This window comes from Klebsiella sp. LTGPAF-6F (assembly GCF_001753185.1).
In the GTDB taxonomy this organism is placed as follows: domain Bacteria; phylum Pseudomonadota; class Gammaproteobacteria; order Enterobacterales; family Enterobacteriaceae; genus Klebsiella; species Klebsiella michiganensis.
Map to the genome: position 1 here is coordinate 4,095,441 of NZ_CP017450.1, position 25,794 is coordinate 4,121,234.

General features: G+C 61.6%; 21 protein-coding genes. 18 read left to right on the forward strand and 3 right to left on the reverse strand.

Translation table 11 applies throughout. The features are described from left to right. The first annotated feature begins 99 nt into the window (after window positions 1-99). Window positions 100-1,524, forward strand: coding sequence for an exodeoxyribonuclease I (gene sbcB, locus BJF97_RS19135; RefSeq protein WP_014230018.1), 1,425 nt, complete (start codon window positions 100-102; stop codon window positions 1,522-1,524). A gap of 105 nt (window positions 1,525-1,629) precedes the next feature. Here sbcB and fusA read toward each other — a convergent pair whose 3' ends face one another. Beyond that, complete coding sequence (fusA, locus tag BJF97_RS19140) at window positions 1,630-3,732, reverse strand: elongation factor G (RefSeq protein ID WP_014838912.1); 2,103 nt, start codon at window positions 3,730-3,732, stop codon at window positions 1,630-1,632. Between the two features lie 238 nt (window positions 3,733-3,970). On the opposite strand from fusA, the gene BJF97_RS19145 reads away from it, so the two are divergent. Further along, entirely contained in the window at window positions 3,971-4,282 is a 312-nt protein-coding gene (locus tag BJF97_RS19145; protein ID WP_014230020.1) for an ArsR/SmtB family transcription factor, read from the forward strand. 18 nt (window positions 4,283-4,300) lie between these two features. Here BJF97_RS19145 and nifJ read toward each other — a convergent pair whose 3' ends face one another. After that, window positions 4,301-7,816 carry a pyruvate:ferredoxin (flavodoxin) oxidoreductase gene (nifJ, locus tag BJF97_RS19150; RefSeq protein ID WP_025107725.1) on the reverse strand — a complete coding sequence of 1,172 codons (3,516 nt, stop codon included), beginning with the start codon at window positions 7,814-7,816 and terminating at the stop codon, window positions 4,301-4,303. 404 nt (window positions 7,817-8,220) lie between these two features. On the opposite strand from nifJ, the gene nifH reads away from it, so the two are divergent. From nifH to nifM, 14 genes are all read left to right on the forward strand, one after another. Beyond that, window positions 8,221-9,102 (forward strand): nitrogenase iron protein, encoded by an 882-nt coding sequence (gene nifH, locus BJF97_RS19155; protein WP_004852391.1) that lies wholly within the window; start codon window positions 8,221-8,223, stop codon window positions 9,100-9,102. A 16-nt stretch (window positions 9,103-9,118) separates the two neighbouring features. Beyond that, window positions 9,119-10,567, forward strand: a complete 1,449-nt coding sequence (nifD, locus tag BJF97_RS19160; RefSeq protein WP_014230022.1) for a nitrogenase molybdenum-iron protein alpha chain — start codon at window positions 9,119-9,121, stop codon at window positions 10,565-10,567. A 55-nt stretch (window positions 10,568-10,622) separates the two neighbouring features. Next, window positions 10,623-12,185, forward strand: a complete 1,563-nt coding sequence (gene nifK / locus BJF97_RS19165) for a nitrogenase molybdenum-iron protein subunit beta (RefSeq protein WP_032693841.1) — start codon at window positions 10,623-10,625, stop codon at window positions 12,183-12,185. Window positions 12,186-12,224: 39 nt separating this feature from the next. Further along, window positions 12,225-12,443 (forward strand): putative nitrogen fixation protein NifT, encoded by a 219-nt coding sequence (gene nifT / locus BJF97_RS19170; protein WP_014230024.1) that lies wholly within the window; start codon window positions 12,225-12,227, stop codon window positions 12,441-12,443. A gap of 10 nt (window positions 12,444-12,453) precedes the next feature. Beyond that, window positions 12,454-13,116 (forward strand): NifB/NifX family molybdenum-iron cluster-binding protein, encoded by a 663-nt coding sequence (locus BJF97_RS19175; RefSeq protein ID WP_032693842.1) that lies wholly within the window; start codon window positions 12,454-12,456, stop codon window positions 13,114-13,116. A gap of 586 nt (window positions 13,117-13,702) precedes the next feature. After that, complete coding sequence (gene nifE, locus BJF97_RS19180) at window positions 13,703-15,076, forward strand: nitrogenase iron-molybdenum cofactor biosynthesis protein NifE (protein WP_032693843.1); 1,374 nt, start codon at window positions 13,703-13,705, stop codon at window positions 15,074-15,076. Between the two features lie 10 nt (window positions 15,077-15,086). Next, window positions 15,087-16,472: a nitrogenase iron-molybdenum cofactor biosynthesis protein NifN gene (gene nifN / locus BJF97_RS19185; protein WP_032693844.1), complete on the forward strand. Its 1,386-nt coding sequence runs from the start codon at window positions 15,087-15,089 to the stop codon at window positions 16,470-16,472. Continuing rightward, entirely contained in the window at window positions 16,459-16,929 is a 471-nt protein-coding gene (locus BJF97_RS19190; RefSeq protein WP_014230028.1) for a NifB/NifX family molybdenum-iron cluster-binding protein, read from the forward strand. The genes nifN and BJF97_RS19190 overlap by 14 nt, the downstream gene beginning before the upstream one ends. Window positions 16,930-17,123: 194 nt before the next feature. Beyond that, on the forward strand, window positions 17,124-17,948 hold the full coding sequence (gene nifU / locus BJF97_RS19195) for a Fe-S cluster assembly protein NifU (RefSeq protein WP_014230029.1): 825 nt from the start codon (window positions 17,124-17,126) through the stop codon (window positions 17,946-17,948). 30 nt (window positions 17,949-17,978) lie between these two features. Beyond that, entirely contained in the window at window positions 17,979-19,181 is a 1,203-nt protein-coding gene (gene nifS, locus BJF97_RS19200) for a cysteine desulfurase NifS (RefSeq protein WP_032693845.1), read from the forward strand. A gap of 14 nt (window positions 19,182-19,195) precedes the next feature. Next, window positions 19,196-20,338, forward strand: a complete 1,143-nt coding sequence (nifV, locus tag BJF97_RS19205; RefSeq protein ID WP_032693846.1) for a homocitrate synthase — start codon at window positions 19,196-19,198, stop codon at window positions 20,336-20,338. Continuing rightward, on the forward strand, window positions 20,338-20,598 hold the full coding sequence (locus BJF97_RS19210) for a nitrogenase-stabilizing/protective protein NifW (RefSeq protein ID WP_032693847.1): 261 nt from the start codon (window positions 20,338-20,340) through the stop codon (window positions 20,596-20,598). Before nifV ends, BJF97_RS19210 begins: the two co-directional genes overlap by 1 nt. Continuing rightward, window positions 20,595-21,041, forward strand: coding sequence for a nitrogen fixation protein NifZ (locus BJF97_RS19215; RefSeq protein WP_014838924.1), 447 nt, complete (start codon window positions 20,595-20,597; stop codon window positions 21,039-21,041). The genes BJF97_RS19210 and BJF97_RS19215 overlap by 4 nt, the downstream gene beginning before the upstream one ends. Continuing rightward, window positions 21,038-21,838, forward strand: coding sequence for a nitrogen fixation protein NifM (gene nifM, locus BJF97_RS19220; protein ID WP_032693848.1), 801 nt, complete (start codon window positions 21,038-21,040; stop codon window positions 21,836-21,838). The genes BJF97_RS19215 and nifM overlap by 4 nt, the downstream gene beginning before the upstream one ends. Window positions 21,839-21,860: 22 nt before the next feature. Here the strand turns inward: nifM and BJF97_RS19225 are convergent, their stop codons facing one another. After that, on the reverse strand, window positions 21,861-22,391 hold the full coding sequence (locus BJF97_RS19225) for a flavodoxin (RefSeq protein ID WP_014838926.1): 531 nt from the start codon (window positions 22,389-22,391) through the stop codon (window positions 21,861-21,863). A gap of 320 nt (window positions 22,392-22,711) precedes the next feature. On the opposite strand from BJF97_RS19225, the gene nifL reads away from it, so the two are divergent. Beyond that, window positions 22,712-24,199 carry a nitrogen fixation negative regulator NifL gene (nifL, locus tag BJF97_RS19230; protein WP_032693849.1) on the forward strand — a complete coding sequence of 496 codons (1,488 nt, stop codon included), beginning with the start codon at window positions 22,712-22,714 and terminating at the stop codon, window positions 24,197-24,199. Then, entirely contained in the window at window positions 24,196-25,770 is a 1,575-nt protein-coding gene (nifA, locus tag BJF97_RS19235) for a nif-specific transcriptional activator NifA (RefSeq protein WP_032693850.1), read from the forward strand. The genes nifL and nifA overlap by 4 nt, the downstream gene beginning before the upstream one ends. The last annotated feature ends 24 nt before the right edge of the window (window positions 25,771-25,794 follow it).

Genomic DNA, 25,794 nt, shown 5'->3' on the forward strand with positions numbered 1-25,794 from the left:
TATGACATCGCCGACGCGGGACAAAGGGGATACCCTTCTGATGGCCCGGCAAATCGTTTACCATGAAGGCTGCTCGCCACCAGGAATAATGAACAGATTATGCAAGATAGCGCCAGCCAGCCCGGGTTTTTATTTCACGATTACGAGACCTTCGGCACCAGTCCCTCGCTCGACCGACCGTCGCAGTTTGCCGCCATTCGCACCGATGAAGACCTGAATATCGTCGGCGAACCCGAAGTCTTCTACTGCAGGCTCGCCGATGACTATCTGCCGCAGCCGCAGGCGGTCATGGTCACCGGGATAACGCCGCAGGAGGCCAATGCCAAAGGCGACAACGAAGCCGCTTTCGCCCGCCGCGTTCACGATCTGTTCACGGTGCCGAAAACCTGCATCGTCGGCTACAACAACGTGCGCTTCGATGACGAAGTGACGCGCAACATTCTCTATCGTAATTTTTACGATCCCTACGCCTGGAGCTGGCAGCACGACAACTCCCGCTGGGATCTGCTGGACGTGATGCGCGCCTGCTATGCGCTGCGCCCCGAAGGGATCAACTGGCCGGAAAACGAAGAGGGCTTACCGAGCTTCCGGCTGGAGCATCTGACCGTCGCTAACGGCATCGAACACAGCAACGCCCACGACGCGATGGCCGACGTTTACGCCACTATCGCCATGGCGAAGCTGGTGAAAACCCAGCAGCCGCGCCTGTTCGACTATCTTTACGCCCACCGCAACAAGCGCAAGCTGGCGACGCTGATTGACGTGCCGCAAATCAAACCGCTGGTGCATGTTTCCGGCATGTTCGGCGCGGCGCGCGGCAACACCAGCCTGGTCGCCCCGCTGGCGTGGCACCCGGACAACCGTAACGCGGTGATTATGGTCGACCTGGCCGGAGACATCGCCCCCCTGCTGGAGCTCGATGCCGACACCCTGCGCGAGCGGCTGTATACGCCGAAAAGCGAACTGGGCGACCTGCCCGCGGTGCCGATTAAGCTGGTCCACCTGAATAAATGCCCGGTGCTGGCGCAGCAAAACACCCTGCGTCCGCAGGATGCCGACCGGCTGGGCATCAATATCCAGCGCTGTCTGGAGAACGCCCAGCTGCTGCGGGCCAATCCGCAGGTGCGCGAGAAAGCGGTGGCGATTTTTGCCGAAGCGGAGCCGTTTGTGCCGTCCGATAACGTCGATACGCAGCTGTATAACGGCTTTTTCAGCGATGCCGACCGCGCGGCGATGAAAATCGTGCTCGAAACCGAGCCGCGTAACCTGCCGGCGCTGGATATTACCTTCGCCGATAAGCGTATTGAGCGCCTGCTGTTCAACTATCGCGCGCGCAACTATCCCGGCACGCTGGATGAAGCCGAGCAGCAGCGCTGGTTAGAGCACCGTCGCCAGGTCTTTACGCCGGAGTTTTTGCAGGCCTACGCCGATGAGCTGCAGATGCTGTACCAGCAGTATGCGGACGATAAAGAGAAGCTGGCGCAGCTGAAGGCGCTGTGGCAGTACGCGCAGGATATTGTTTGATTGGCAGAAATTCCCGGGTTGCGGCTAACGCCTTACCCGGGCTACAAACGATGGCAGGACTCGTAGCCCGGGCAAGACGCCTCGCGTCGCACCCGGGAACGTTGCTTAGCCTTTGGCGCGGCTGGCGATAATCGCCTCAGCCACGTTGCGCGGGGCTTCCGCGTAGTGGTGGAACTCCATGCTGTAGGTCGCCCGGCCCTGGGACATGGAACGCAGCGAGGTGGAATAGCCAAACATCTCGGCCAGCGGCACGTCGGCGCGGATAATCTGGCTGCCGAACCGCTCCTCCATCCCCTGCACCATTCCGCGACGGGAAGAGAGATCGCCCATGATATTCCCGGCGTACTCTTCCGGGGTCTCCACTTCCACCTGCATCACCGGTTCAAGAATAACCGGGTCGGCCCTGCGCGCCCCTTCCTTGAAGCCAAATATCGCCGCCATCCGGAAAGCCATCTCCGACGAGTCGACGTCGTGATACGAACCAAACGTCAGGGTCGCCTTGATATCCACCACCGGATAGCCCGCCAGCACGCCGGTGCCCATCGCTTCGCGCAGCCCTTTTTCCACTGAAGGGATGTACTCGCGCGGCACCACGCCGCCTTTGGTCGCGTCCTCAAACACGAAACCGCTTCCCGGCGCCAGCGGTTCCAGGGTCAGCACCACGTGACCGTACTGCCCTTTACCGCCGGACTGGCGGACAAATTTGCCTTCCACCTCTTTGACCGTTTTGCGGATCGTCTCGCGATAGGTCACCTGCGGACGCCCGATATTCGCCTCGACGCCAAACTCACGCTTCATGCGGTCGACGATAATCTCCAGATGCAGTTCGCCCATCCCGGAAACGATCGTCTGGCCGGATTCCTCGTCAGTATGCAGACGAAACGACGGATCTTCCGCCGCCAGCCGCTGCAGGGCGATACCCATTTTCTCCTGATCGGCTTTGGTTTTCGGTTCAATCGCCAGCGAAATCACCGGCTCCGGAAACTCCATCCGCTCGAGGGTAATCACCGCATCCGGGTCGCACAGCGTGTCGCCGGTGGTGACATCCTTCAGGCCGACGCAGGCGGCAATGTCCCCGGCGTGCAGTTCATCCACCTCATGGCGATCGTTGGCCTGCATCAGCACGATGCGTCCGATGCGCTCTTTCTTACCTTTCACCGGATTCCACACCGCATCGCCTTTTTTCAACGTCCCGGAATAGACGCGGATAAAGGTCAGCTGTCCGACGTAGGGGTCGGTCATCAGCTTGAAGGCCAGCGCCGAGAACGGTTCGTCGTCGCCCGGATGACGTTCAGCGGGCTGCCCTTTCTCATCCACGCCCTGAATCGCCGGGATATCCAGCGGCGACGGCATCAGCTCAACCACCGCATCGAGCATCCGCTGCACGCCTTTGTTTTTAAACGCGCTGCCGCACAGCACCGCCTGGATTTCCCCCTTCACCGTGCGCTGGCGCAGACCGGCGACGATCTCCGCCTCGTCCAGCTCACCGGTTTCGAGATATTTGTCCATCAGTTCGTCGCTGGCTTCCGCCGCCGCCGAGACCATTTTCTCCCGCCACAGCCGGGCTGTTTCCACGAGGTCGTCAGGCACCGGCGCATAGCTGAAGGTCATCCCCTGGGTGGCGTCGTCCCATAAAATGGCGCGCATTTTGATGAGATCCACCACCCCGGTGAAGTGCTCTTCGGCGCCAACCGGGATCGCAATCGGCACCGGATTGGCCTTCAGGCGATCGATCATCATCTGCACCACGCGGAAAAAGTCCGCGCCGGGGCGGTCCATCTTGTTGACGAAGGCCAGCCGCGGAACGTGGTATTTATTCGCCTGCCGCCAGACGGTTTCCGACTGCGGCTGCACGCCGCCGACGGAGTCGTAAACCATCACCGCGCCGTCCAGGACGCGCATGGAGCGTTCCACTTCGATGGTGAAATCCACGTGCCCGGGGGTATCGATGATGTTAATCCGGTGCGGCTCGAAGCTGCGGTCCATGCCGGGCCAGAAGCAACTCACCGCCGCGGAGGTAATGGTGATCCCGCGCTCCTGCTCCTGCGCCATCCAGTCGGTGGTTGCCGCGCCATCGTGTACTTCCCCCAGCTTGTGGCTCATCCCGGTATAAAACAGGATGCGCTCGGTGGTGGTGGTTTTACCGGCATCGATATGCGCGGAGATACCGATGTTGCGATAACGTTCGAGGGGGATGGGTCGGGGCATGATGCGTCCTTAGTCATTGTGACTGTTAACAGGCGGCCGGAATTGGCCGCCGTTCATATAACGGCATCTATCATAGTACAACTGTACGAGTATATTCGAACTATTTTTGCTATCGTTACTATTCGTGAAGCTGCGACGACCCGCGTGGCTTTAGAAAAGCAGTTTCGGTATATTACCGGCCAGCCGCCGATACAGGCTGCTGCTCACGGAGCTGCGCCGCCGCCGACACAGGAATATTATGATCGCCAATCACCCCGAACGTGAACAAATTCGCCTCGAAAATGTCCTTTTCGCTCTCGGCAACCCGCTGCGGCTTGAGATTATCCGTATCCTTGCCGACGGCAGCGAGCAGAGCTGTAACGCCCTGCGTCATGAAGATGTGGCGAAGTCGACCATGACCCACCACTGGCGCGTCCTGCGCGACAGCGGTGTGATCTGGCAGCGGCCTCAGGGGCGGGAGAATTTGATTTCGCTGCGCCGGGAAGATTTAGACGCGCGCTTTCCCGGCCTGCTGGATACGCTGCTTAAGGTCATGCAGCACGATAGCTAAAGGCCTGCGCGCCGGCCTCTACTCCTCACCGGCCAGCCGCCGATACTGGGCAAAACGGGCGCGCGCATCCTCCTCGGTTCTGCTAAAAAGCGCATCCGCGAGATGCGGCGTCGTTTTGTGCAGCGAGGCGTAGCGCACTTCGCCAAGCAAAAAGTCGCGGAAGCTCTCCTCCGGCTCTTCGGAATCGAGCATAAACGGCGTCTTGCCCTCCGCTTCCCGCTGAGGATGATAGCGCCACAGGTGCCAGTATCCCGCCTCAACCGCCCGTTTCGCCTCGCGCTGGCTGCAGCGCATACCGGCTTTCAGCCCGTGGTTAATGCAGGCGGCGTAGGCAATCACCAGCGACGGTCCCGGCCAGGCTTCGGCCTCGGCGATCGCGCGCAGCGTCTGATCTTTATCGGCGCCCATGGCGACCTGGGCCACGTACACATTGCCGTAGCTCATCGCCATCATGCCAAGATCTTTTTTCCGCGTGCGTTTGCCCTGCGCGGCAAACTTCGCGATGGCCGCCACCGGGGTCGATTTAGACGACTGCCCGCCGGTATTGGAGTAAACCTCGGTATCAAACACCAGAATATTCACGTCTTCCCCGCTCGCCAGCACGTGATCGAGACCGCCGAAGCCGATATCGTAGGCCCAGCCGTCGCCGCCGAAAATCCACTGCGACCGGCGCACAAAATAGTCGCGGTTCTGCCACAGCTGCTCCAGCAGCGGCACGCCCTCTTTTTCCGCCGCCAGCCGTTCGCTGAGCCGGTCCGCGCGCTCGCGGGTACCCTCGCCTTCATCCTGCTTCGCCAGCCACTGGCGCATCGCGTCGCTAAGTTCGTCGCTGACCGGTAGCGCCAGCGCGGCGGTCATATCATCGGCGATTTGTTGACGCACCGCCTGGCCGCCAAGCATCATGCCGAGGCCAAACTCCGCGTTATCCTCAAACAGCGAGTTCGCCCATGCCGGGCCGTGGCCGCGGTGGTTGGTGGTATAGGGAATCGACGGCGCGCTGGCCCCCCAGATTGAAGAGCAGCCGGTGGCGTTAGCGATCAGCATCCGGTCGCCAAACAGCTGGGTTATCAGGCGGGCATAAGGCGTTTCGCCGCATCCCGCGCAGGCGCCGGAAAACTCCAGCAGCGGGGTTTCAAACTGGCTGCCTTTGACCGTCGTCTTCCGGAACGGATTGCTCTTCGGCGTCAGCGCCAGCGCATAGTCCCAGACCGGCGCCATCTGGCGCTGGCTATCAAGAGACTGCATTTTTAACGCCTTGCCGCGCGAAGGACAGATATCCACACAGTTGCCGCAGCCGGAGCAATCCAGCGGCGAAATAGCCAGATGGTAGTGGTACGCCTTCGCTCCCTGAGCGGGTTTGCTCAACAGCCCGGCCGGCGCGGCGTCCTGCTCTTCGCCGTTGAGCAGCGCCGGGCGGATCGCCGCGTGGGGGCAGATAAAGGCGCACTGGTTACACTGCGTGCAGCCCTCCGGCTGCCAGACCGGCACTTCCAGCGCGATCCCGCGTTTCTCCCAGGCGGCGGTGCCCGAGGGAAAGGTGCCGTCTTCCATGCCGACAAACGCGCTTACCGGCAACTGGTCGCCGCACTGGCGGTTCATCGGCTGCAGAATATCGCGGATGAAATCCGGCATCATGGCTGAAGCCTGCGCCACGGGCTCATCCAGCGTCGCCCAGTGCGCCGGAATGGTCACCTGATGCAGCGAGGCCATGCCCAGCTCGATCGCCCGCTGGTTCATCTCGATCACCGCCGCCCCTTTGCTGCCGTAGCTTTTTTCAACCGCCTGCTTGAGGTAATCCGCCGCGGTCTGCGGGTCGATAATTGCCGCCAGCTTAAAGAACGCCGCCTGCATCAGCATATTAAAGCGCCCGCCCAGCCCGAGCTCGCGGGCGATATCCACGGCGTTCAGGGTATAAAAATGGATATTTTCCCGCGCCAGATAGCGTTTAAAGCCGACCGGCAGATGCTGCTCCAGCTCCGCATCGGACCAGCTGCAGTTGAGTAAAAAGGTCCCGCCCGGCTTTAACCCATCCAGCAGGTCATAGCGCTCCACGTAGGACTGCTGCGAACAGGAGATAAAATCGGCCCGATGGATCAGGTAGGGCGAATTGATCGGCCGGTCGCCGAAGCGCAAATGCGAAACGGTAATGCCGCCGGATTTTTTCGAGTCATAGGAAAAGTAGGCCTGCGCGTAGAGCGGCGTTTTGTCGCCGATGATTTTGATCGCGCTTTTATTGGCCCCGACGGTGCCGTCCGAGCCCATGCCCCAAAATTTACAGGCGGTGATGCCATCATGCGAGACCGCCAGCGTCTGCTGGCGCGGGGGCAACGAGGTAAAGGTGACATCATCGACAATCCCGAGGGTAAAGCCGTCCATCGGCAGCGGTTTATTGAGGTTGTCAAAGACCGCCGCGATATCGTTGGGCAGAACGTCCTTACCGCCAAGCGCGTAGCGGCCGCCGACAATCAGCGGCGCATCGTCGTGGTGGTAGAAGGCGTTTTTCACATCCAGGCACAGCGGTTCGGCCTGAGCGCCGGGCTCTTTGGTACGGTCCAGCACGGCAATCCGCTGTACGGTTTTCGGCAGCTGAGCGAAAAAGTGGGCCAGCGAAAAAGGGCGAAACAGATGCACGCTGAGCAGCCCGACCTTCTCTCCCGCCGCGTTCAGCGTATCCACCACTTCCTGAACGGTATCGCAGACCGATCCCATCGCGATAATCACCCGTTCGGCGTCCGCCGCGCCGGTGTAGTTAAACAGATGGTACTCCCGGCCGGTGAGCGCGCTGATTTGCGCCATATAGCTTTCGACAATGTCGGGCAGCGCCTGATAAAAACGGTTACCCGCCTCTCTTTCCTGGAAGTAGATATCCGGGTTTTGCGCCGTTCCGCGGATGACCGGATGATCCGGATGCAGCGCGTTACGGCGGAAGCTGTCGAGCGCGGCCCGGTCCAGCAGCGTCGCCAGCTGGTCATATTCCAGCACCTCGATTTTTTGAATTTCGTGCGAGGTGCGGAAACCATCGAAGAAGTTAACAAACGGGATGCGTCCCTTAATCGCTGCCAGATGCGCCACCGCCGACAAATCCATCACCTGCTGCACGTTATTCTCCGCCAGCATCGCGCAGCCGGTCTGGCGAACCGCCATCACGTCCTGGTGATCGCCAAAAATATTCAGCGAATTGGTCGCCAGCGCCCGGGCGCTGACGTGAAAGACGCCCGGCAGCAGTTCACCGGCGATTTTGTACATGTTGGGGATCATCAGCAGCAGCCCCTGGGAGGCCGTATAGGTGGTGGTGAGCGCCCCGGCCTGCAGCGCGCCGTGTACCGCGCCTGCCGCGCCGGCTTCCGACTGCATCTCCATTAAGCGCACCGGCTGGCCAAAAAGGTTCTTTTTCCCCTGCGCCGCCCACTCGTCGACGTTTTCCGCCATCGGCGTGGAAGGGGTAATGGGGTAAATCGCCGCGACCTCGGTGAAGGCATAAGAGATCCAGGCCGCCGCGGCGTTGCCATCCATTGTTTTCATTTTTCCGGACATTGTTCAATCCTCGAAGGTGAGAGGCATCTTCGCCGCCTCAAATAAGCGGCAAACCCAGTTGTTGCCTCAAGCACAGCCTGTGCCAGCTCGCGGATGACATAAGAGTTAGCGCGAATTCAACGCGTTATGAAGATAAAGGCAACGCAGCGCGCCGAGAGATTGCGTGGAACAAGACACAGGGGACGACAAGCTGTTGAACAGACGACAAACCGCCACAATGGCCCCGGCAGGCGGAATTGTTCTGTTTCCCACATTTGGTCGCCTTATTGTGCCGTTTTGTTTTACGCCCTGCGCGGCAATGAATTAATAAATTCATAAAAATCAGATAAATAAATAAACAGGCACGGCTGGTATGTTCCCTGCACTTCTCTGCTGGCAAACACTCAACCACAGGAGAAGTCACCATGACCATGCGTCAATGCGCTATTTACGGTAAAGGCGGTATCGGCAAATCCACCACTACGCAGAACCTCGTCGCCGCGCTGGCGGAGATGGGTAAAAAAGTGATGATCGTCGGCTGCGATCCGAAGGCGGACTCCACCCGCCTGATCCTGCACGCTAAAGCACAGAACACCATTATGGAGATGGCCGCGGAAGTCGGTTCGGTCGAGGATCTCGAGCTCGAAGACGTGCTGCAAATTGGCTACGGCGACGTGCGCTGCGCGGAATCCGGCGGCCCGGAGCCAGGCGTAGGCTGCGCGGGGCGCGGCGTGATCACGGCGATCAACTTTCTTGAGGAAGAAGGCGCCTACGAGGACGATCTCGATTTTGTCTTCTATGACGTGCTCGGCGACGTGGTCTGCGGCGGCTTCGCCATGCCTATTCGCGAAAACAAAGCCCAGGAGATCTACATCGTCTGCTCCGGCGAAATGATGGCGATGTACGCCGCCAACAACATCTCCAAAGGGATCGTTAAATACGCTAAATCCGGCAAGGTGCGCCTCGGCGGCCTGATCTGTAACTCACGCCAGACCGACCGTGAAGACGAACTGATCATGGCCCTGGCGGAAAAGCTCGGGACCCAGATGATCCACTTTGTCCCCCGCGACAACATCGTGCAGCGCGCGGAGATCCGCCGAATGACGGTTATCGAGTACGACCCCGCCTGCCAGCAGGCCAACGAATACCGCACCCTGGCGCAGAAGATCGTCAACAACACCATGAAAGTGGTGCCGACACCCTGCACCATGGATGAGCTGGAGTCGCTGCTGATGGAGTTCGGCATCATGGAAGAGGAAGACACCAGCATCATTGGTAAAACCGCCGCCGAAGAAAGCGCGGCCTGAGCACAGGACAATAATGATGACCAACGCAACGGGCGAACGTAATCTGGCGCTGATCCAGGAAGTCCTGGAGGTGTTCCCGGAAACCGCGCGAAAAGAGCGCAGAAAGCACATGATGGTCAGCGATCCGCAAATGGAGAGCGTCGGCAAGTGCATTATCTCTAACCGCAAATCACAACCCGGCGTGATGACCGTGCGCGGCTGCGCCTACGCCGGCTCGAAAGGGGTGGTATTCGGGCCAATCAAGGATATGGCCCACATCTCGCACGGGCCGGTCGGCTGCGGCCAGTATTCCCGCGCCGGACGACGCAACTACTACACCGGGGTCAGCGGCGTCGATAGCTTCGGCACGCTGAACTTCACCTCTGATTTTCAGGAGCGCGACATCGTCTTCGGCGGCGATAAAAAGCTCAGCAAGCTGATTGAAGAGATGGAGCTGCTGTTCCCGCTCACCAAAGGGATCACCATACAGTCGGAATGCCCGGTGGGGCTGATCGGCGATGATATCAGCGCGGTGGCCAACGCCAGCAGCAAAGCGCTGGATAAACCGGTGATCCCGGTACGCTGCGAAGGCTTTCGCGGCGTGTCGCAGTCGCTGGGGCACCATATCGCCAACGACGTGGTGCGCGACTGGATCCTCAACAATCGCGAAGGACAGCCGTTTGAAACCACCCCTTACGATGTGGCGATCATCGGCGACTACAACATCGGCGGCGACGCCTGGGCCTCGCGCATCCTGCTTGAAGAGATGGGGCTACGGGTGGTCGCGCAGTGGTCCGGCGACGGCACGCTGGTGGAGATGGAGAACACCCCATTCGTCAAGCTGAACCTGGTTCACTGCTACCGTTCGATGAACTATATCGCCCGCCATATGGAGGAGAAACATCAGATTCCGTGGATGGAGTACAACTTCTTCGGGCCGACCAAAATCGCCGAATCGCTGCGCAAAATCGCCGACCAGTTTGACGATACCATTCGCGCGAACGCCGAAGCGGTGATCGCCCGGTATGAGGGGCAGATGGCGGCGATTATCGCCAAATATCGCCCGCGCCTGGAGGGGCGTAAGGTGCTGCTCTATATGGGCGGCCTGCGGCCACGCCACGTTATCGGCGCCTACGAGGATCTCGGCATGGAGATCATCGCCGCCGGGTACGAGTTTGCCCATAACGATGACTACGACCGCACCCTGCCGGATCTGAAAGAGGGCACGCTGCTGTTCGATGACGCCAGCAGCTATGAGCTGGAAGCGTTCGTTAAGGCGCTGAAGCCCGACCTTATCGGCTCCGGCATCAAGGAAAAATATATCTTCCAGAAAATGGGCGTGCCGTTCCGCCAGATGCACTCGTGGGACTATTCCGGCCCGTACCACGGCTACGATGGTTTCGCCATTTTCGCCCGCGATATGGATATGACCCTGAACAACCCGGCGTGGAACGAACTCACCGCGCCGTGGCTGAAGTCTGCGTGATTGCCCACTCACTGTCCCGTCTGTTCACCGATTTGTGGCGCGGGAGGAGAACACCATGAGCCAAACGATTGATAAAATTAATAGCTGCTATCCGCTATTCGAACAGGATGAATACCAGGAGCTGTTCCGCAATAAGCGGCAGCTGGAGGAAGCGCACGATGCCCAGCGCGTGCAGGAGGTCTTTACCTGGACCACCACCGCCGAGTATGAAGCGCTGAACTTCCAGCGCGAGGCGCTGACCGTTGACCCGGCGAAAGCCTGCCAGCCGCTTGGCGCGGTGCTTTGCTCGCTGGGATTTGCCAATACCCTGCCGTACGTCCACGGCTCACAGGGGTGCGTGGCCTACTTTCGCACCTATTTTAACCGCCATTTCAAAGAGCCGATCGCCTGTGTCTCCGACTCGATGACCGAAGACGCGGCGGTCTTCGGCGGCAACAACAACATGAATCTGGGTCTGCAAAACGCCAGCGCGCTGTACAAGCCGGAGATCATCGCGGTTTCCACCACCTGCATGGCGGAAGTCATCGGCGATGACCTGCAGGCGTTTATCGCCAACGCCAAAAAAGATGGCTTCGTCGATAGCAGCATCGCCGTGCCCCATGCCCATACGCCAAGCTTTATCGGCAGCCACGTCACCGGCTGGGACAACATGTTTGAAGGCTTCGCCAAAACCTTCACCGCGGGCTACCAGGGGCAGCCGGGCAAACTGCAGAAGCTCAATCTGGTGACCGGCTTTGAAACCTATCTCGGCAACTTCCGCGTATTAAAGCGGATGATGAAACAGATGGCGGTGCCGTGCAGCCTGCTCTCCGATCCGTCAGAAGTTCTCGACACGCCCGCCGACGGCCATTATCGGATGTATTCCGGCGGCACCACGCAGCAGGAGATGAAAGAGGCCCCTGACGCCATCGATACGCTGCTTCTGCAGCCGTGGCAGCTGCTGAAGAGCAAAAAAGTGGTGCAGGAGATGTGGAACCAGCCCGCCACCGAGGTCGCGATTCCGCTGGGGCTGGCCGCTACCGATGAACTGCTGATGACCGTCAGCCAGCTTAGCGGCAAGCCGATCGCCGACGCCCTCACCCTTGAGCGCGGCCGGCTGGTTGACATGATGCTCGATTCCCACACCTGGCTGCACGGCAAGAAATTTGGCCTGTACGGCGACCCGGACTTCGTGATGGGCCTCACCCGCTTCCTGCTGGAGCTGGGCTGCGAGCCGACGGTGATCCTGAGCCATAACGCCAACAAACGCTGGCAAAAAGCGATGAAGAAAATGCTTGATGCCTCGCCGTACGGGCGCGACAGCGAAGTGTTTATCAACTGCGATTTGTGGCACTTCCGTTCGCTGATGTTCACCCGTCAGCCGGACTTTATGATCGGCAACTCCTACGGCAAGTTTATCCAGCGCGACACCCTGGCGAAGGGCAAAGCCTTTGAAGTACCGCTTATCCGCCTCGGCTTTCCGCTGTTCGACCGCCACCATCTACACCGCCAGACAACCTGGGGTTATGAAGGGGCGATGAACATTGTGACGACGCTGGTAAACGCCGTGCTGGAGAAACTGGATAGCGATACCAGCCAGCTGGGCAAAACCGATTACAGTTTCGATCTCGTCCGTTAACCATCAGGCGCCCCGCGTCATGCGGGGCCAGGAGGGAGTATGCCCATCGTGATTTTCCGTGAACGCGGCGCGGACCTGTACGCCTATATCGCGAAACAGGATCTGGAGGCGCGAGTGCTGCAGATTGAGCATAACGACGCTGAACGCTGGGGCGGCGCGATTTCGCTGGAAGGGGGACGCCGCTACTACGTCAATCCGCAGCCGGGGCGCCCCGCCTTTCCGATAAGCCTGCGCGCGACGCGCGGCGCGTTGATATAAGGAGCTGGAGATGTCCGACAACGATACCCTTTTCTGGCGCATGCTGGCGCTGTTTCAGTCCCTGCCGGACCTGCAGCCGGCGCAAATTGTCGACTGGCTGGCGCAGGAGTGCGGCGAGACGCTGACCCCGGCGCGGCTGGCGACCCTGGCCCAGCCGCAGCTGGCCGCCAGCTTCCCCTCCGCGACGGCGGTGATGTCCCCCGCTCGCTGGTCGCGGGTGATGGCAAGCCTGCAGGGCGCGCTGCCCATCCATTTACGCATCGTTCACCCTGCCCAGCGAACGCCGCAGCTGCTGGCGGCGTTTTGCTCCCAGGATGGCCTGATGATTAACGGCCATTTCGGCCAGGGGCGGCTGTTTTTTATCTACGCGTTCGATGAGCAAGGCGGCTGGCTGCACGATCGGCGCCGCTATCCTTCCGCGCCCACCCAGCAGGAAGCCAGCGAAGTGCGCGCCCGGCTGATTGAAGACTGCCAACTGCTGTTTTGTCAGGAGATCGGCGGGCCCGCCGCCGCCCGGCTGATCCGCCACCGGATCCACCCGATGAAAGCGCAGCCCGGGACGACGATTCATGCCCAGTGCAAGGCGATCAATACGCTGCTGGCCGGCCGTTTGCCGCCGTGGCTGGCGAAGCGGCTTAACCGGGAGAACCCTCTGGAGGCGCGCGTTTTTTAATCCCTGTTTTGTGCTTGTTGCCCGCTGACCCCGCGGGCTTTTTTTTGCGTATGGACGCGTTCCCCACGTTACGGTCAGGGGAATATTCCGTTCACGGTTGTTCCGGGCTTCTTGATGACGACCGCTGCGGGTGAACGGCATGGGGGGCGTTTCGCCCGCCCCCCATGACCCCCGGCATCGCGCTGAAAATTGCCGCTGCGCGGTACGCTCCACTCCGGCTTCATCTGGCGGAACGGGCGGACTCGACCTCCCTGTCTCGACCGCCCTCTGGCCACCGTCCTGGTGGCCAGTCCTGGATGCGCGCCTGCGTTCTCGCCAATTTTCTTGATGCGCCTAACCCCCTCGCTGCCAGCCTTCCAGCAACAAATAGCCATGCCAGCGCGATATCGCCGTGAACGGAATATTCCACTTATCTTATTATTCGCCAAAACAATTATTCGCCAAAACAAGACACGCCCCGCCATCCCTTGTCCGATTGTTGGCTTTGTCGCAAAGCCAACAACCCTTTTTCTTTAAATATCAAGGCGCCGCTTATGGAGCGCGAATTGCATCTTCCCCCTCATCCCCCACCGTCAACGAGGTCACTATGAAGGGAAATGAAATTCTGGCGCTGCTGGATGAACCGGCCTGTGAACACAACCATAAACAAAAATCCGGCTGCAGCGCGCCCAAACCCGGCGCCACCGCCGGCGGCTGCGCGTTCGACGGCGCGCAGATAACCCTACTGCCCATTGCCGACGTGGCGCATCTGGTCCATGGCCCCATCGGCTGCGCCGGAAGCTCCTGGGATAACCGCGGCAGCGCCAGCTCCGGCCCCACCCTGAATCGGCTCGGGTTCACCACCGATCTCAACGAACAGGACGTGATTATGGGCCGCGGCGAACGTCGCCTGTTTCACGCCGTTCGCCATATCGTCGCCCGCTATCACCCGGCGGCGGTCTTTATCTACAACACCTGCGTACCGGCCATGGAGGGCGATGACCTGGAAGCGGTATGCCTAGCCGCGCAGACCGCCACCGGCGTACCGGTTATCGCCATTGACGCGGCCGGTTTTTACGGCAGTAAAAATCTCGGTAACCGGCTGGCCGGCGAAGTCATGGTGAAACGGGTAATCGGTCAGCGCGAGCCCGCGCCCTGGCCGGAGAGCACGCCCTTTGCCCCGGAGCAGCGTCACGATATTGGCCTGATTGGCGAATTCAATATTGCCGGCGAGTTCTGGCATATTCAGCCGCTGCTCGACGAGCTGGGGATCCGCGTGCTCGGCAGCCTCTCCGGCGATGGCCGTTTCGCCGAGATCCAGACCATGCATCGGGCGCAGGCCAATATGCTGGTCTGCTCGCGGGCGCTAATTAACGTCGCCAGAGCCCTGGAGCAGCGCTACGGCACGCCGTGGTTCGAAGGCAGCTTCTACGGGATCCGCGCCACCTCCGACGCCCTGCGTCAGCTGGCGGCGCTGCTGGACGATGACGACCTTAGCCAGCGCACCGAAGCGCTGATTGCGCGGGAGGAACAGGCGGCGGAACTGGCGCTACAACCGTGGCGCGAACGGCTGCGCGGTCGCAAAGCGCTGCTCTATACCGGCGGGGTGAAATCCTGGTCGGTGGTCTCGGCGCTTCAGGATTTGGGCATGACCGTGGTGGCAACCGGCACGCGTAAATCCACCGAAGAGGATAAACAGCGGATCCGCGAGCTGATGGGCGAAGAGGCGGTAATGCTGGAAGAAGGCAACGCCCGCACGCTGCTGGATGTGGTCTATCGCTATCAGGCCGACCTGATGATTGCCGGCGGACGCAATATGTACACCGCCTATAAAGCCAGGCTGCCGTTTCTCGATATCAATCAGGAGCGCGAACACGCCTTCGCCGGCTACAAGGGGATCGTCACCCTCGCCCGCCAGCTGTGTCAGACCATCGACAGTCCCATCTGGCCGCAAACCCATGCCCGCGCCCCGTGGCACTAAGGAGTTCACCATGGCAGACATTTTCCGCACCGATAAACCGCTGGCGGTCAGCCCGATCAAGACCGGCCAGCCGCTCGGCGCAATCCTCGCCAGCCTCGGGATTGAACACAGCATCCCTCTGGTCCACGGCGCGCAGGGATGCAGCGCCTTCGCCAAAGTCTTTTTTATTCAACACTTCCACGACCCGGTTCCCCTGCAGTCGACGGCGATGGACCCCACCTCGACGATTATGGGCGCGGACGGCAATATTTTCACCGCCCTGGACACCCTCTGCCAGCGCAACGCGCCGCAGGCTATCGTGCTGCTCAGCACCGGGCTGTCTGAGGCTCAGGGCAGCGACATTTCCCGCGTGGTTCGCCAGTTTCGCGAAGAGTATCCCCGGCACAAGGGCGTGGCGATTTTAACCGTTAACACGCCGGATTTTTATGGTTCCATGGAAAACGGCTTCAGCGCGGTGCTCGAGAGCGCCATTGAGCAGTGGGTTGCGCCGACGCCGCGCCCGGCTCAGCGCAATCGCCGGGTCAACCTGCTGGTCAGCCACCTCTGCTCGCCGGGCGATATCGAGTGGCTGCGCCGATGCGTCGAAGCCTTTGGTCTGCAGCCGATAATCCTGCCGGACCTGGCGCAATCGATGGATGGGCACCTGGCGCAGGGCGATTTCTTGCCGCTGACCCAGGGCGGGACGCCGCTGCGCCAGATAGAACAGATGGGACAAAGCCTGTGCAGCTTCGCCATTGGCGTCTCCCTCCACCGCGCGTCATCGCTGCTGGCCCCGCGCTGCCGGGGCGAGGTTATCGCCCTGCCGCACCTGATGACCCTCGATCGCTGCGACGCTTTTATTCATCAACTGGCGAAAATTTCCGGACGCGCCGTTCCCGCGTGGCTGGAGCGCCAGCGCGGCCAGCTGCAGGATGCGATGATCGACTGTCATATGTGGCTTCAGGGCCAGCGCATGGCGATAGCGGCGGAAGGCGATCTGCTGGCGGCGTGGTGTGATTTCGCCAACAGCCAGGGGATGCAGCCCGGCCCGCTGGTGGCTCCTACCGGCCATCCCAGCCTGCGCCAGCTGCCGGTGGAACGCGTGGTGCCGGGAGATCTGGAGGATCTGCAAACGCTGCTGTGCGCCCAACCCGCCGACCTGCTGGTGGCCAACTCCCACGCCTGCGACCTGGCGGAGCAGTTTGCGCTGCCGCTGGTGCGCGCGGGTTTTCCGATCTTTGACAAGCTCGGTGAATTCCGCCGGGTGCGTCAGGGGTACAGCGGAATGCGCGATACGCTGTTCGAGCTGGCAAACCTGATGCGCGAGCGCCATCACCACCTCGCCCGCTACCGATCGCCGCTTCGCCAGAACACCGAATCTTCACTCTCCACAGGAGGCGCCTATGCCGCCGATTAACCGTCAGTTTGATATGGTCCACTCCGATGAGTGGTCTATGAAGGTCGCCTTCGCCAGTTCCGACTATCGTCATGTCGATCAGCATTTTGGCGCCACGCCGCGGCTGGTGGTATATGGCGTCAAGGCGGATCGGGTCACCCTGATCCGGGTGGTTGATTTCTCCGTTGAGAACGGCCACCAGACGGAGAAGATCGCCAGGCGGATCCACGCCCTTGAGGATTGCGTCACGCTGTTCTGCGTGGCGATTGGCGACGCGGTTTTTCGTCAGCTGTTGCAGGTCGGCGTCCGCGCCGAACGCGTTCCCGCCGATACCACCATCGTCGGCTTACTGCAGGAGATCCAGCTTTACTGGTACGACAAAGGGCAGCGCAAAAATGCGCGCCAGCGCGACCCGGAGCGCTTTACCCGTCTGCTGCAGGAACAGGAGTGGCATGAAGAACCGGACCCGCGCCGCTAGCCGTGTCGTTTGTGTGACAAAGCCCACAAAACATCCCGACACTGTCGGGCGCGTCTTGTCAGGGAAAAATATAACAAATTGAAAATATTGCATTTTATTCTCTGGTATCGCATTTGCTAGTTCGTTAACGCCACCGCACTCCTGCGGTGAACCGCGCCCCGGCGTTTTCCGTCATCATCCCTGGAGCTGACAGCATGTGGAATTACTCCGAGAAAGTGAAAGACCATTTTTTTAATCCCCGCAACGCGCGCGTGGTGGACAACGCCAACGCGGTAGGCGATGTGGGGTCATTAAGCTGCGGCGACGCGCTGCGCCTGATGCTGCGCGTTGACCCGCAAAGCGAAATTATCCAGGAAGCGGGCTTCCAGACCTTCGGCTGCGGTAGCGCCATCGCCTCCTCCTCCGCGCTGACGGAGCTGATTATCGGCCATACCCTGGCCGAAGCCGGGCAGATAACCAATCAGCAGATTGCCGATTATCTCGACGGGCTACCGCCGGAGAAAATGCACTGCTCGGTGATGGGCCAGGAGGCCCTGCGCGCGGCCATCGCCAACTTTCGCGGCGAAAGCCTGGAGGAGGAGCATGAGGAGGGCAAGCTGATCTGCAAATGCTTCGGCGTCGATGAAGGACACATTCGCCGCGCGGTGCAGAACAACGGCCTGACCACCCTTGAAGAGGTGATCAACTACACCAAAGCGGGCGGCGGCTGCACCGCCTGCCACGAAAAAATCGAGCTGGCGCTGGCGGAGATCCTCGCGCAGCCGCCGCAGACGCCGCCCGCTGCGGCCAGCGGCAAAGATCCGCACTGGCAGAGCGTCGTCGAGACCATCGCTGAACTGCGCCCGCATATTCAGGCCGACGGCGGCGATATGTCGCTGCTCAGCGTCGCCAACCACCAGGTGACCGTCAGCCTCTCCGGCAGCTGTAGCGGCTGCATGATGACCGATATGACCCTGGCCTGGCTGCAGCAAAAACTGATGGAACGTACCGGCTGTTATATGGAAGTGGTGGCGGCCTGAGCCGCGGTTAACTGACCCTAGGGGGACAAGATGAAACAGGTTTATCTCGATAACAACGCCACCACCCGTCTGGACCCAATGGTTCTGGAAGCGATGATGCCCTTTTTGACCGACTTTTACGGCAACCCCTCGTCGATACACGATTTTGGCCTACCGGCCCAGGCGGCTCTGGAGCGCGCGCATCAACAGACCGCGGCGCTGCTGGGCGCGGAGTATCCCAGCGAGATCATCTTTACCTCCTGCGCCACCGAAGCTACCGCCACCGCCATCGCCTCGGCCATCGCCCTGCTGCCGGAGCGGCGCGAAATTATCACCAGCGCGGTCGAACATCCGGCGACGCTGGCGGCCTGCGAGCACCTGGAGCGCCAGGGCTACCTGATTCATCGCGTCGCGGTGGATAGCGAGGGGGCGCTGGACATGGCGCAGTTCCGCGCCGCGCTCAGCCCGCGCGTCGCGCTGGTCAGCGTGATGTGGGCGAATAACGAAACCGGGGTGCTTTTCCCGATCGCCGAAATGGCGGAGCTGGCCCATGAACAAGGGGCGCTGTTTCACTGCGATGCGGTACAGGTAGTGGGCAAAATGCCGATTGCCGTGGGCGAGACCCGCATCGACATGCTCTCCTGCTCGGCGCATAAGTTTCACGGACCAAAAGGCGTAGGCTGCCTCTATCTGCGCCGGGGAACGCGCTTTCGCCCGCTGCTGCGCGGCGGTCATCAGGAGTACGGTCGGCGCGCCGGGACGGAAAATATCTGCGGAATCGTCGGCATGGGCGCGGCCTGCGAGCTGGCGAATATTCATCTGCCGGGAATGGCGCATATCGGCCAGCTGCGCGACAGGCTGGAGCATCGCCTGCTGGCCTGCGTGCCGTCGGTCATGGTGATGGGCGGTAGCCAGCCGCGGGTGCCCGGCACGGCGAATCTGGCCTTTGAGTTTATTGAGGGAGAGGCCATTCTGCTGCTGCTCAACCAGGCCGGGATCGCCGCCTCCAGCGGCAGCGCCTGCACGTCAGGCTCGCTGGAACCCTCCCACGTGATGCGGGCGATGAATATCCCCTATACCGCCGCCCACGGCACCATCCGCTTTTCCCTCTCGCGCTACACCCGGGAGAAAGAGATCGATTACGTCGTCACCGCGCTGCCGCCGATTATCGACCGGCTGCGCGCGCTGTCGCCCTACTGGCACAACGGCAAGCCGCGCCCGGCGGACGCCGTCTTCACGCCGGTTTACGGCTAAGGCGGAGGTGGCTGATGGGACGCGTGCTGATTAACGATACCACCCTGCGCGACGGCGAACAGAGCCCCGGCGTCGCCTTTCGCACCAGCGAAAAGGTCGCCATTGCCGAGGCGCTTTATGCCGCAGGGATTACGGCGATGGAGGTCGGCACCCCGGCGATGGGGGACGAGGAGATCGCGCGGATCCAGCTGGTGCGTCGCCAGCTGCCCGACGCGACGCTGATGACCTGGTGCCGGATGAACGCGCTGGAAATCCGCCAGAGCGCCGATCTGGGCGTTGACTGGGTGGATATTTCGATTCCGGCTTCAGATAAGCTGCGGCAGTACAAACTGCGCGAGCCGCTGACGGTGCTGCTGGAGCGGCTGGCGATGTTTATCCGCCTTGCGCATACGCTCGGTCTGCGGGTATGCATCGGCTGCGAGGACGCCTCGCGCGCCGGCGTCCAGGCCCTGCGCGCTATCGCCGAGGTCGCGCAGCAGTGCGGCGCCGCCCGCCTGCGCTATGCCGACACGGTCGGCCTGCTCGACCCCCTCACCACCGCGGCGCAAATCTCGGCCCTGCGCGAAGTCTGGTCCGGAGAAATCGAAATGCACGCCCACAACGACCTGGGTATGGCCACCGCCAATACGCTGGCGGCGGTAAGCGCCGGGGCCACCAGCGTGAATACGACGATCCTCGGCCTCGGCGAGCGGGCGGGCAACGCGGCGCTGGAAACCGTCGCGCTGGGCCTGGAGCGCTGCCTCGGCGTGAAGACCGGCGTGCATTTTCCGGCGCTGCCCGCGCTCTGTCAGAGGGTCGCCGAAGCCGCCCAGCGCGCCATCGACCCGCAGCAGCCGCTGGTCGGCGAGCTGGTGTTTACCCATGAATCAGGGGTCCACGTGGCGGCGCTGCTGCGCGACAGCGAGAGCTATCAGTCGATCGCCCCTTCCCTGATGGGCCGCAGCTACCGGCTGGTGCTGGGTAAACACTCCGGGCGTCAGGCGGTCAACGGCGTATTTGACCAGATGGGCTATCACCTTAACGCCGCGCAAATTAACCAGCTGCTGCCCGCCATCCGCCGCTTCGCCGAGAACTGGAAGCGCAGCCCGAAAGATTATGAGCTGGTGGCTATCTACGACGAGCTGTGCGGTGAATCCGCCCTGCGGGCGAGGGGGTAATGATGGAGTGGTTTTATCAAATTCCCGGCGTGGACGAACTTCGCTCCGCCGAATCCTTTTTCCAGTTTTTCTCCGTCCCCTACCAGCCCGAGCTGCTTGGCCGCTGCTGCCTGCCGGTGCTGGCAACCTTTCACCGCAAACTGCGCGCCGAGGTGCCGCTGCAAAACCGGCTGGAGGAAAACGCCCGCGCTCACTGGCTGCTGGCGCGACGACTGCTCGCGGAGAGCTATCAGCAACAGTTTCAGGAGAGCGGAACATGAGACCGAAATTCACCTTTAGCGAAGAGGTCCGCGTCGTACGCGCGATTCGTAACGACGGCACCGTGGCGGGCTTCTCCCCCGGCGCGCTGCTGGTCAGGCGCGGCAGCACCGGCTTTGTGCGCGACTGGGGCGTTTTTTTGCAGGATCAAATTATCTACCAGATCCACTTTCCGGAGAGCGATCGGATCATCGGCTGCCGCGAACAGGAGCTGATCCCCATCACCCAGCCGTGGCTGGCCGGAAACTTGCAATATGGGGATAGCGTGACCTGCCAGATGGCGCTCGCGGTCAACGGCGAAGTCGTCGTGGCCGTCGGCCAGCGGGGACGCATCGAGGCGACCGATCGCGGAGAGACCGGCGACAGCTACACCGTGGACTTTAGCGGCCGCTGGTTCAGGGTTCCGGCGCGGGCCATCACCCTTATAGAGGAGAGAGAAGAATGAACCCATGGCAACGTTTTGCCCGGCAGCGGCTGGCGCGCAGCCGCTGGAATAGCGACCCGACGGCCCTGGAGCCGGCCGATACGCAGGCTTTTGAACAGGCCTGGCAACGTCAGTGCCGCATGGAGCAGGCGATCGTCGCGCGGGTCCCGGAAAGCGATATTCCGGCGGCGCTGCTGGAGAATATCGCCGCCTCCCTTGCCGTCTGGCTCGACGAGGGGGAATTTACGCCGCCGGAGCGCGCAGCCATCGTGCTGCATCACGCCCGACTGGAGGTCGGCTTTACCGATATCGCCCGCCAGGCGCCGCAGCCGGATCTCTCTACGGTGCAGGCCTGGTACCTGCGCCACCAGACGCAGTTTATGCGCCCGGAGCAGCGTCTGACCCGCCACCTGCTGCTGACGGTCGATGGCGACCGCGAAGCCGTACACCGGCGGATCCTCGGCCTGTATCGGCAAATCAACGTCTCCCGGGACGCGTTTGCTCCGCTGGCTCGCCGCCATTCCCACTGCCCAAGCGCCCTGGAAGAGGGCCGTCTGGGCTGGATTAGCCGCGGGCTGCTCTATCCCCAGCTCGAGACGGCGCTGTTTTCACTGACGGAAAACGCCCTGAGCCTCCCCGTCGCCAGCGAGCTGGGGTGGCATCTTTTATGGTGTGAAGCAATTCGTCCCGCCGCGCCCATGGAGCCGCAGCAGGCGCTGGAGAGCGCGCGCGATTATCTTTGGCAGCAGAGCCAGCAGCGCCATCAGCGCCAGTGGCTGGAACAAACGATCTCCCGTCAGCCGGGCCTGTGCGGGTAGCCTCGCGGCTACCCGTTAACGCCTACAGCACCGTGCGTTTAATCTCCTCAAGCCAGCTCGCCAGACGCGCTTCGGTCTGGTCGAACTGGTTATCCTGATCCAGTACCAGCCCAATAAAGCGTTCGCCTTCCAGCGCCGCAGAGGCGCTGAATTCATAGCCCTCATTTGGCCAGCTGCCGATTATCTGCGCGCCGCGCGCGCGCAGAGCGTCGTACAGCGGACGCATCCCGCTAACGAAGTTGTCCGGGTAGCCTTTCTGGTCGCCGAGGCCGAACAGCGCCACGGTTTTCCCGCTCAGGCTGGCGTCGTCGAGGCCGCTGATGAATTCGCTCCATGATTCGCCTTCGCATCCGGCCTCAAGCCCCGGCAGCTGGCCGTCGCCGAGCGTCGGCGTGCCCAGCAGCAGCACCGGATAGGCCATAAAGTCGTCCAGCGTCGTGCGGTTAATGTTGACCGGGGCATCCGCCAGCTCGCCCAGCTGTTTGTGGATCATTTTCGCGATTTTGCGGGTTTTACCGGTATCGGTGCCAAAGAAAATACCAATGTTCGCCATATTGCGCTCCTGTCGGAAAGGGGGTTGAAAATACGCGTTCTCGCAGAGGTATTGCGAAGGCTGTGCCAGGTTTCTTTGCACTATCGCGGCTCACCCCTGCCCCAAAACGATCGCTTCCGCGCCCTCCCGCCGCCCGCAGCGGGGCCGGCGGGGCGCTTAAAATGAAAAAAGCGCTGGTTTTTCCCCTACCGGATCAATGTTTCTGCTTATCACGCCGATAAGGGCGCACGCTTTGCATGGTTATCGAGATTCGACAAACGCCGCGGCGTTCTCGTCACGGTGTCGGACAAATTGTCATAACTGCGACACAGGAGTTTGCGATGACCCTGAATATGATGCTCGATAACGCCGTACCCGAGGCGATTGCCGGTGCGCTGACTCAACAACATCCGGGGCTATTTTTTACGATGGTCGAACAGGCATCGGTAGCCATTTCCCTCACCGATGCCCGGGCGAATATTATCTACGCCAACCCGGCGTTTTGCCGCCAGAGCGGATATTCGCTGGCGCAATTGCTCAATCAAAACCCGCGCCTGCTGGCCAGCAGCCAGACGCCGCGAGAAATCTACCAGCAGATGTGGCAAACCCTGCTTCAGCGCCAGCCGTGGCGCGGCCAGCTGATTAATCAGCGCCGCGACGGCGGCCTGTATCTGGTGGATATCGACATCACGCCGGTGCTGAATCCTCAGGGCGAGCTGGAGCATTATCTGGCGATGCAGCGGGATATCAGCGTCAGCTATACCCTGGAACAGCGGCTGCGCAATCATATGACGCTGATGGAGGCGGTGCTCAACAACATCCCCGCCGCCGTGGTCGTGGTGGATGAGCAGGATCGGGTGGTGATGGATAATCTCGCCTACAAAACGTACTGCGCGGACTGCGGCGGAAAAGAGCTGCTGGTCGAGCTCCAGATTTCACCGCGCAAAATGGGGCCCGGCGCGGAGCAAATCCTGCCGGTAGTGGTTCGCGGCGCGGTGCGCTGGCTGTCGGTGACCTGCTGGGGGCTGCCCGGCGTAAGCGAAGAGGCCAGCCGCTATTTTGTCGACAGCGCCCCGGCGCGCACGCTGGTGGTGATCGCCGACTGCACCCAGCAGCGCCAGCAGCAGGAGCAGGGCCGTCTCGACCGTCTGAAGCAGCAGATGACCGCCGGAAAGCTGCTGGCCGCCATTCGCGAGTCGCTGGACGCGGCGCTGATTCAGCTTAATTGCCCGATCAATATGCTGGCGGCGGCCCGTCGGCTGAACGGCGAAGGCAGCGGCAACGTGGCGCTGGACGCGGCGTGGCGCGAAGGCGAAGAGGCCATGGCGCGACTGCAGCGCTGCCGCCCTTCTCTCGAACTGGAAAGCAGCGCCGTCTGGCCGCTTCAGCCCTTCTTTGACGACCTGTACGCCCTCTACCGCACCCGCTTTGACGACCGCTCGCGGCTGCGGGTTGACATGGCATCGCCGCATCTGGTCGGCTTCGGCCAGCGTACCCAGATGCTGGCCTGCTTAAGTTTATGGCTCGATCGGACGCTGGCCCTCGCCGCTGAACTGCCCTCCGTACCGCTGGAGATCGAGCTTTATGCCGAAGAGGACGAGGGCTGGCTCTCGCTGTATCTCAACGACAATGTACCGCTGCTGCAGGTGCGCTACGCCCACTCCCCCGATGCTTTAAACTCTCCCGGCAAAGGGATGGAGCTGCGGCTGATCCAAACGCTGGTCGCCTACCACCGCGGCGCGATTGAACTGGCTTCGCGCCCGCAGGGAGGCACCAGCCTCGTTCTGCGATTCCCGCTCTTTGATACCCTGACCGGAGGTGAGCAATGATCCATAAATCCGATTCGGACACCACCGTCAGGCGCTTCGATCTCTCCCAACAGTTTACCGCCATGCAGCGGATAAGCGTGGTGCTGAGCCGCGCTACCGAAGCGAGCAAAACCCTGCAGGAGGTGCTGAGCGTTTTACATAACGATGCGTTTATGCAGCACGGGATGATTTGCCTGTACGACAGCCAGCAGGAGATCCTGAGCATCGAAGCGCTACAGCAAACGGAAAACCAGACGCTGCCCGGCAGTACGCAAATTCGCTACCGGCCGGGGGAAGGATTGGTCGGTACCGTGCTGGCGCAGGGCCAGTCGCTGGTGCTGCCGCGCGTCGCCGATGACCAGCGCTTTCTCGATCGTCTGAGCCTGTACGACTACGACCTGCCGTTTATCGCCGTTCCGCTGATGGGCCCTCATTCCCGGCCCATCGGCGTACTGGCGGCGCAGCCGATGGCGCGTCAGGAAGAGCGGCTACCCGCCTGCACGCGCTTTCTCGAAACCGTCGCCAATCTGGTGGCCCAGACGATTCGCCTGATGATTCTGCCGACCTCCGCCGCGCAGCCGCAGCAGCAGAGCCCCCGAGTTGAGCGCACGCGCGCCTGTACCCCTTCGCGCGGTTTCGGCCTGGAGAATATGGTCGGCAAAAGCCCGGCGATGCGGCAGATTATGGACATTATCCGTCAGGTCTCCCGCTGGGATACCACGGTGCTGGTGCGCGGCGAGAGCGGCACCGGGAAAGAGCTGATCGCCAACGCCATTCATCATAATTCCCCGCGCGCCGCCGCCGCATTCGTCAAATTTAACTGCGCGGCGCTGCCGGACAATCTGCTGGAGAGCGAGCTGTTCGGCCATGAGAAAGGCGCGTTCACCGGCGCGGTGCGCCAGCGGAAAGGCCGCTTTGAGCTGGCGGACGGCGGCACCCTATTCCTGGATGAAATCGGTGAAAGCAGCGCCTCGTTTCAGGCCAAGCTGCTGCGAATTCTGCAAGAAGGAGAGATGGAGCGCGTCGGCGGCGATGAAACCCTGCGCGTCAACGTACGCATCATCGCGGCGACCAACCGCCATCTGGAAGAGGAGGTGCGGCTGGGGCATTTCCGCGAAGACCTTTACTACCGCCTGAACGTAATGCCTATCGCGCTGCCGCCGCTGCGCGAGCGCCAGGAGGATATCGCTGAACTGGCGCATTTTCTGGTACGTAAAATCGCCCACGGCCAGGGGCGAACGCTGCGCATCAGCGATGGGGCAATTCGCCTGCTGATGGAGTACAGCTGGCCGGGAAACGTCCGCGAACTGGAAAACTGTCTCGAACGTTCGGCGGTGATGTCGGAAAGCGGCCTGATCGACCGGGACGTGATTCTGTTCAACCATCGCGATAACCCGCCGAAAGCGCTGCCCAACGGCGGCCAGACTGAAGACGGCTGGCTCGACAACAGCCTCGACGAGCGCCAGCGGCTGATCGCCGCCCTGGAGAAAGCGGGCTGGGTGCAGGCCAAAGCGGCGCGGCTGCTCGGGATGACGCCGCGTCAGGTGGCGTATCGCATTCAGATCATGGATATCACCATGCCGCGGCTGTGAAGCGTTATGTGAGATTCAGGACAT

Coding starts and splice junctions, on each gene's coding strand:
- nifK (WP_032693841.1), top strand. CDS start 10,623: ATGAGCCAAACGATTGATAAAATTAATAGCTGCTATCCGCTATTCGAA.
- BJF97_RS19225 (WP_014838926.1), bottom strand. CDS start 22,391: ATGGCGAACATTGGTATTTTCTTTGGCACCGATACCGGTAAAACCCGC.
- fusA (WP_014838912.1), bottom strand. CDS start 3,732: ATGCCCCGACCCATCCCCCTCGAACGTTATCGCAACATCGGTATCTCC.
- nifT (WP_014230024.1), top strand. CDS start 12,225: ATGCCCATCGTGATTTTCCGTGAACGCGGCGCGGACCTGTACGCCTAT.
- nifH (WP_004852391.1), top strand. CDS start 8,221: ATGACCATGCGTCAATGCGCTATTTACGGTAAAGGCGGTATCGGCAAA.
- BJF97_RS19210 (WP_032693847.1), top strand. CDS start 20,338: ATGATGGAGTGGTTTTATCAAATTCCCGGCGTGGACGAACTTCGCTCC.
- BJF97_RS19175 (WP_032693842.1), top strand. CDS start 12,454: ATGTCCGACAACGATACCCTTTTCTGGCGCATGCTGGCGCTGTTTCAG.
- BJF97_RS19145 (WP_014230020.1), top strand. CDS start 3,971: ATGATCGCCAATCACCCCGAACGTGAACAAATTCGCCTCGAAAATGTC.
- nifA (WP_032693850.1), top strand. CDS start 24,196: ATGATCCATAAATCCGATTCGGACACCACCGTCAGGCGCTTCGATCTC.
- BJF97_RS19190 (WP_014230028.1), top strand. CDS start 16,459: ATGCCGCCGATTAACCGTCAGTTTGATATGGTCCACTCCGATGAGTGG.
- nifU (WP_014230029.1), top strand. CDS start 17,124: ATGTGGAATTACTCCGAGAAAGTGAAAGACCATTTTTTTAATCCCCGC.
- nifD (WP_014230022.1), top strand. CDS start 9,119: ATGACCAACGCAACGGGCGAACGTAATCTGGCGCTGATCCAGGAAGTC.
- nifM (WP_032693848.1), top strand. CDS start 21,038: ATGAACCCATGGCAACGTTTTGCCCGGCAGCGGCTGGCGCGCAGCCGC.
- nifL (WP_032693849.1), top strand. CDS start 22,712: ATGACCCTGAATATGATGCTCGATAACGCCGTACCCGAGGCGATTGCC.
- BJF97_RS19215 (WP_014838924.1), top strand. CDS start 20,595: ATGAGACCGAAATTCACCTTTAGCGAAGAGGTCCGCGTCGTACGCGCG.
- nifJ (WP_025107725.1), bottom strand. CDS start 7,816: ATGTCCGGAAAAATGAAAACAATGGATGGCAACGCCGCGGCGGCCTGG.
- nifS (WP_032693845.1), top strand. CDS start 17,979: ATGAAACAGGTTTATCTCGATAACAACGCCACCACCCGTCTGGACCCA.
- nifE (WP_032693843.1), top strand. CDS start 13,703: ATGAAGGGAAATGAAATTCTGGCGCTGCTGGATGAACCGGCCTGTGAA.
- nifV (WP_032693846.1), top strand. CDS start 19,196: ATGGGACGCGTGCTGATTAACGATACCACCCTGCGCGACGGCGAACAG.
- nifN (WP_032693844.1), top strand. CDS start 15,087: ATGGCAGACATTTTCCGCACCGATAAACCGCTGGCGGTCAGCCCGATC.
- sbcB (WP_014230018.1), top strand. CDS start 100: ATGCAAGATAGCGCCAGCCAGCCCGGGTTTTTATTTCACGATTACGAG.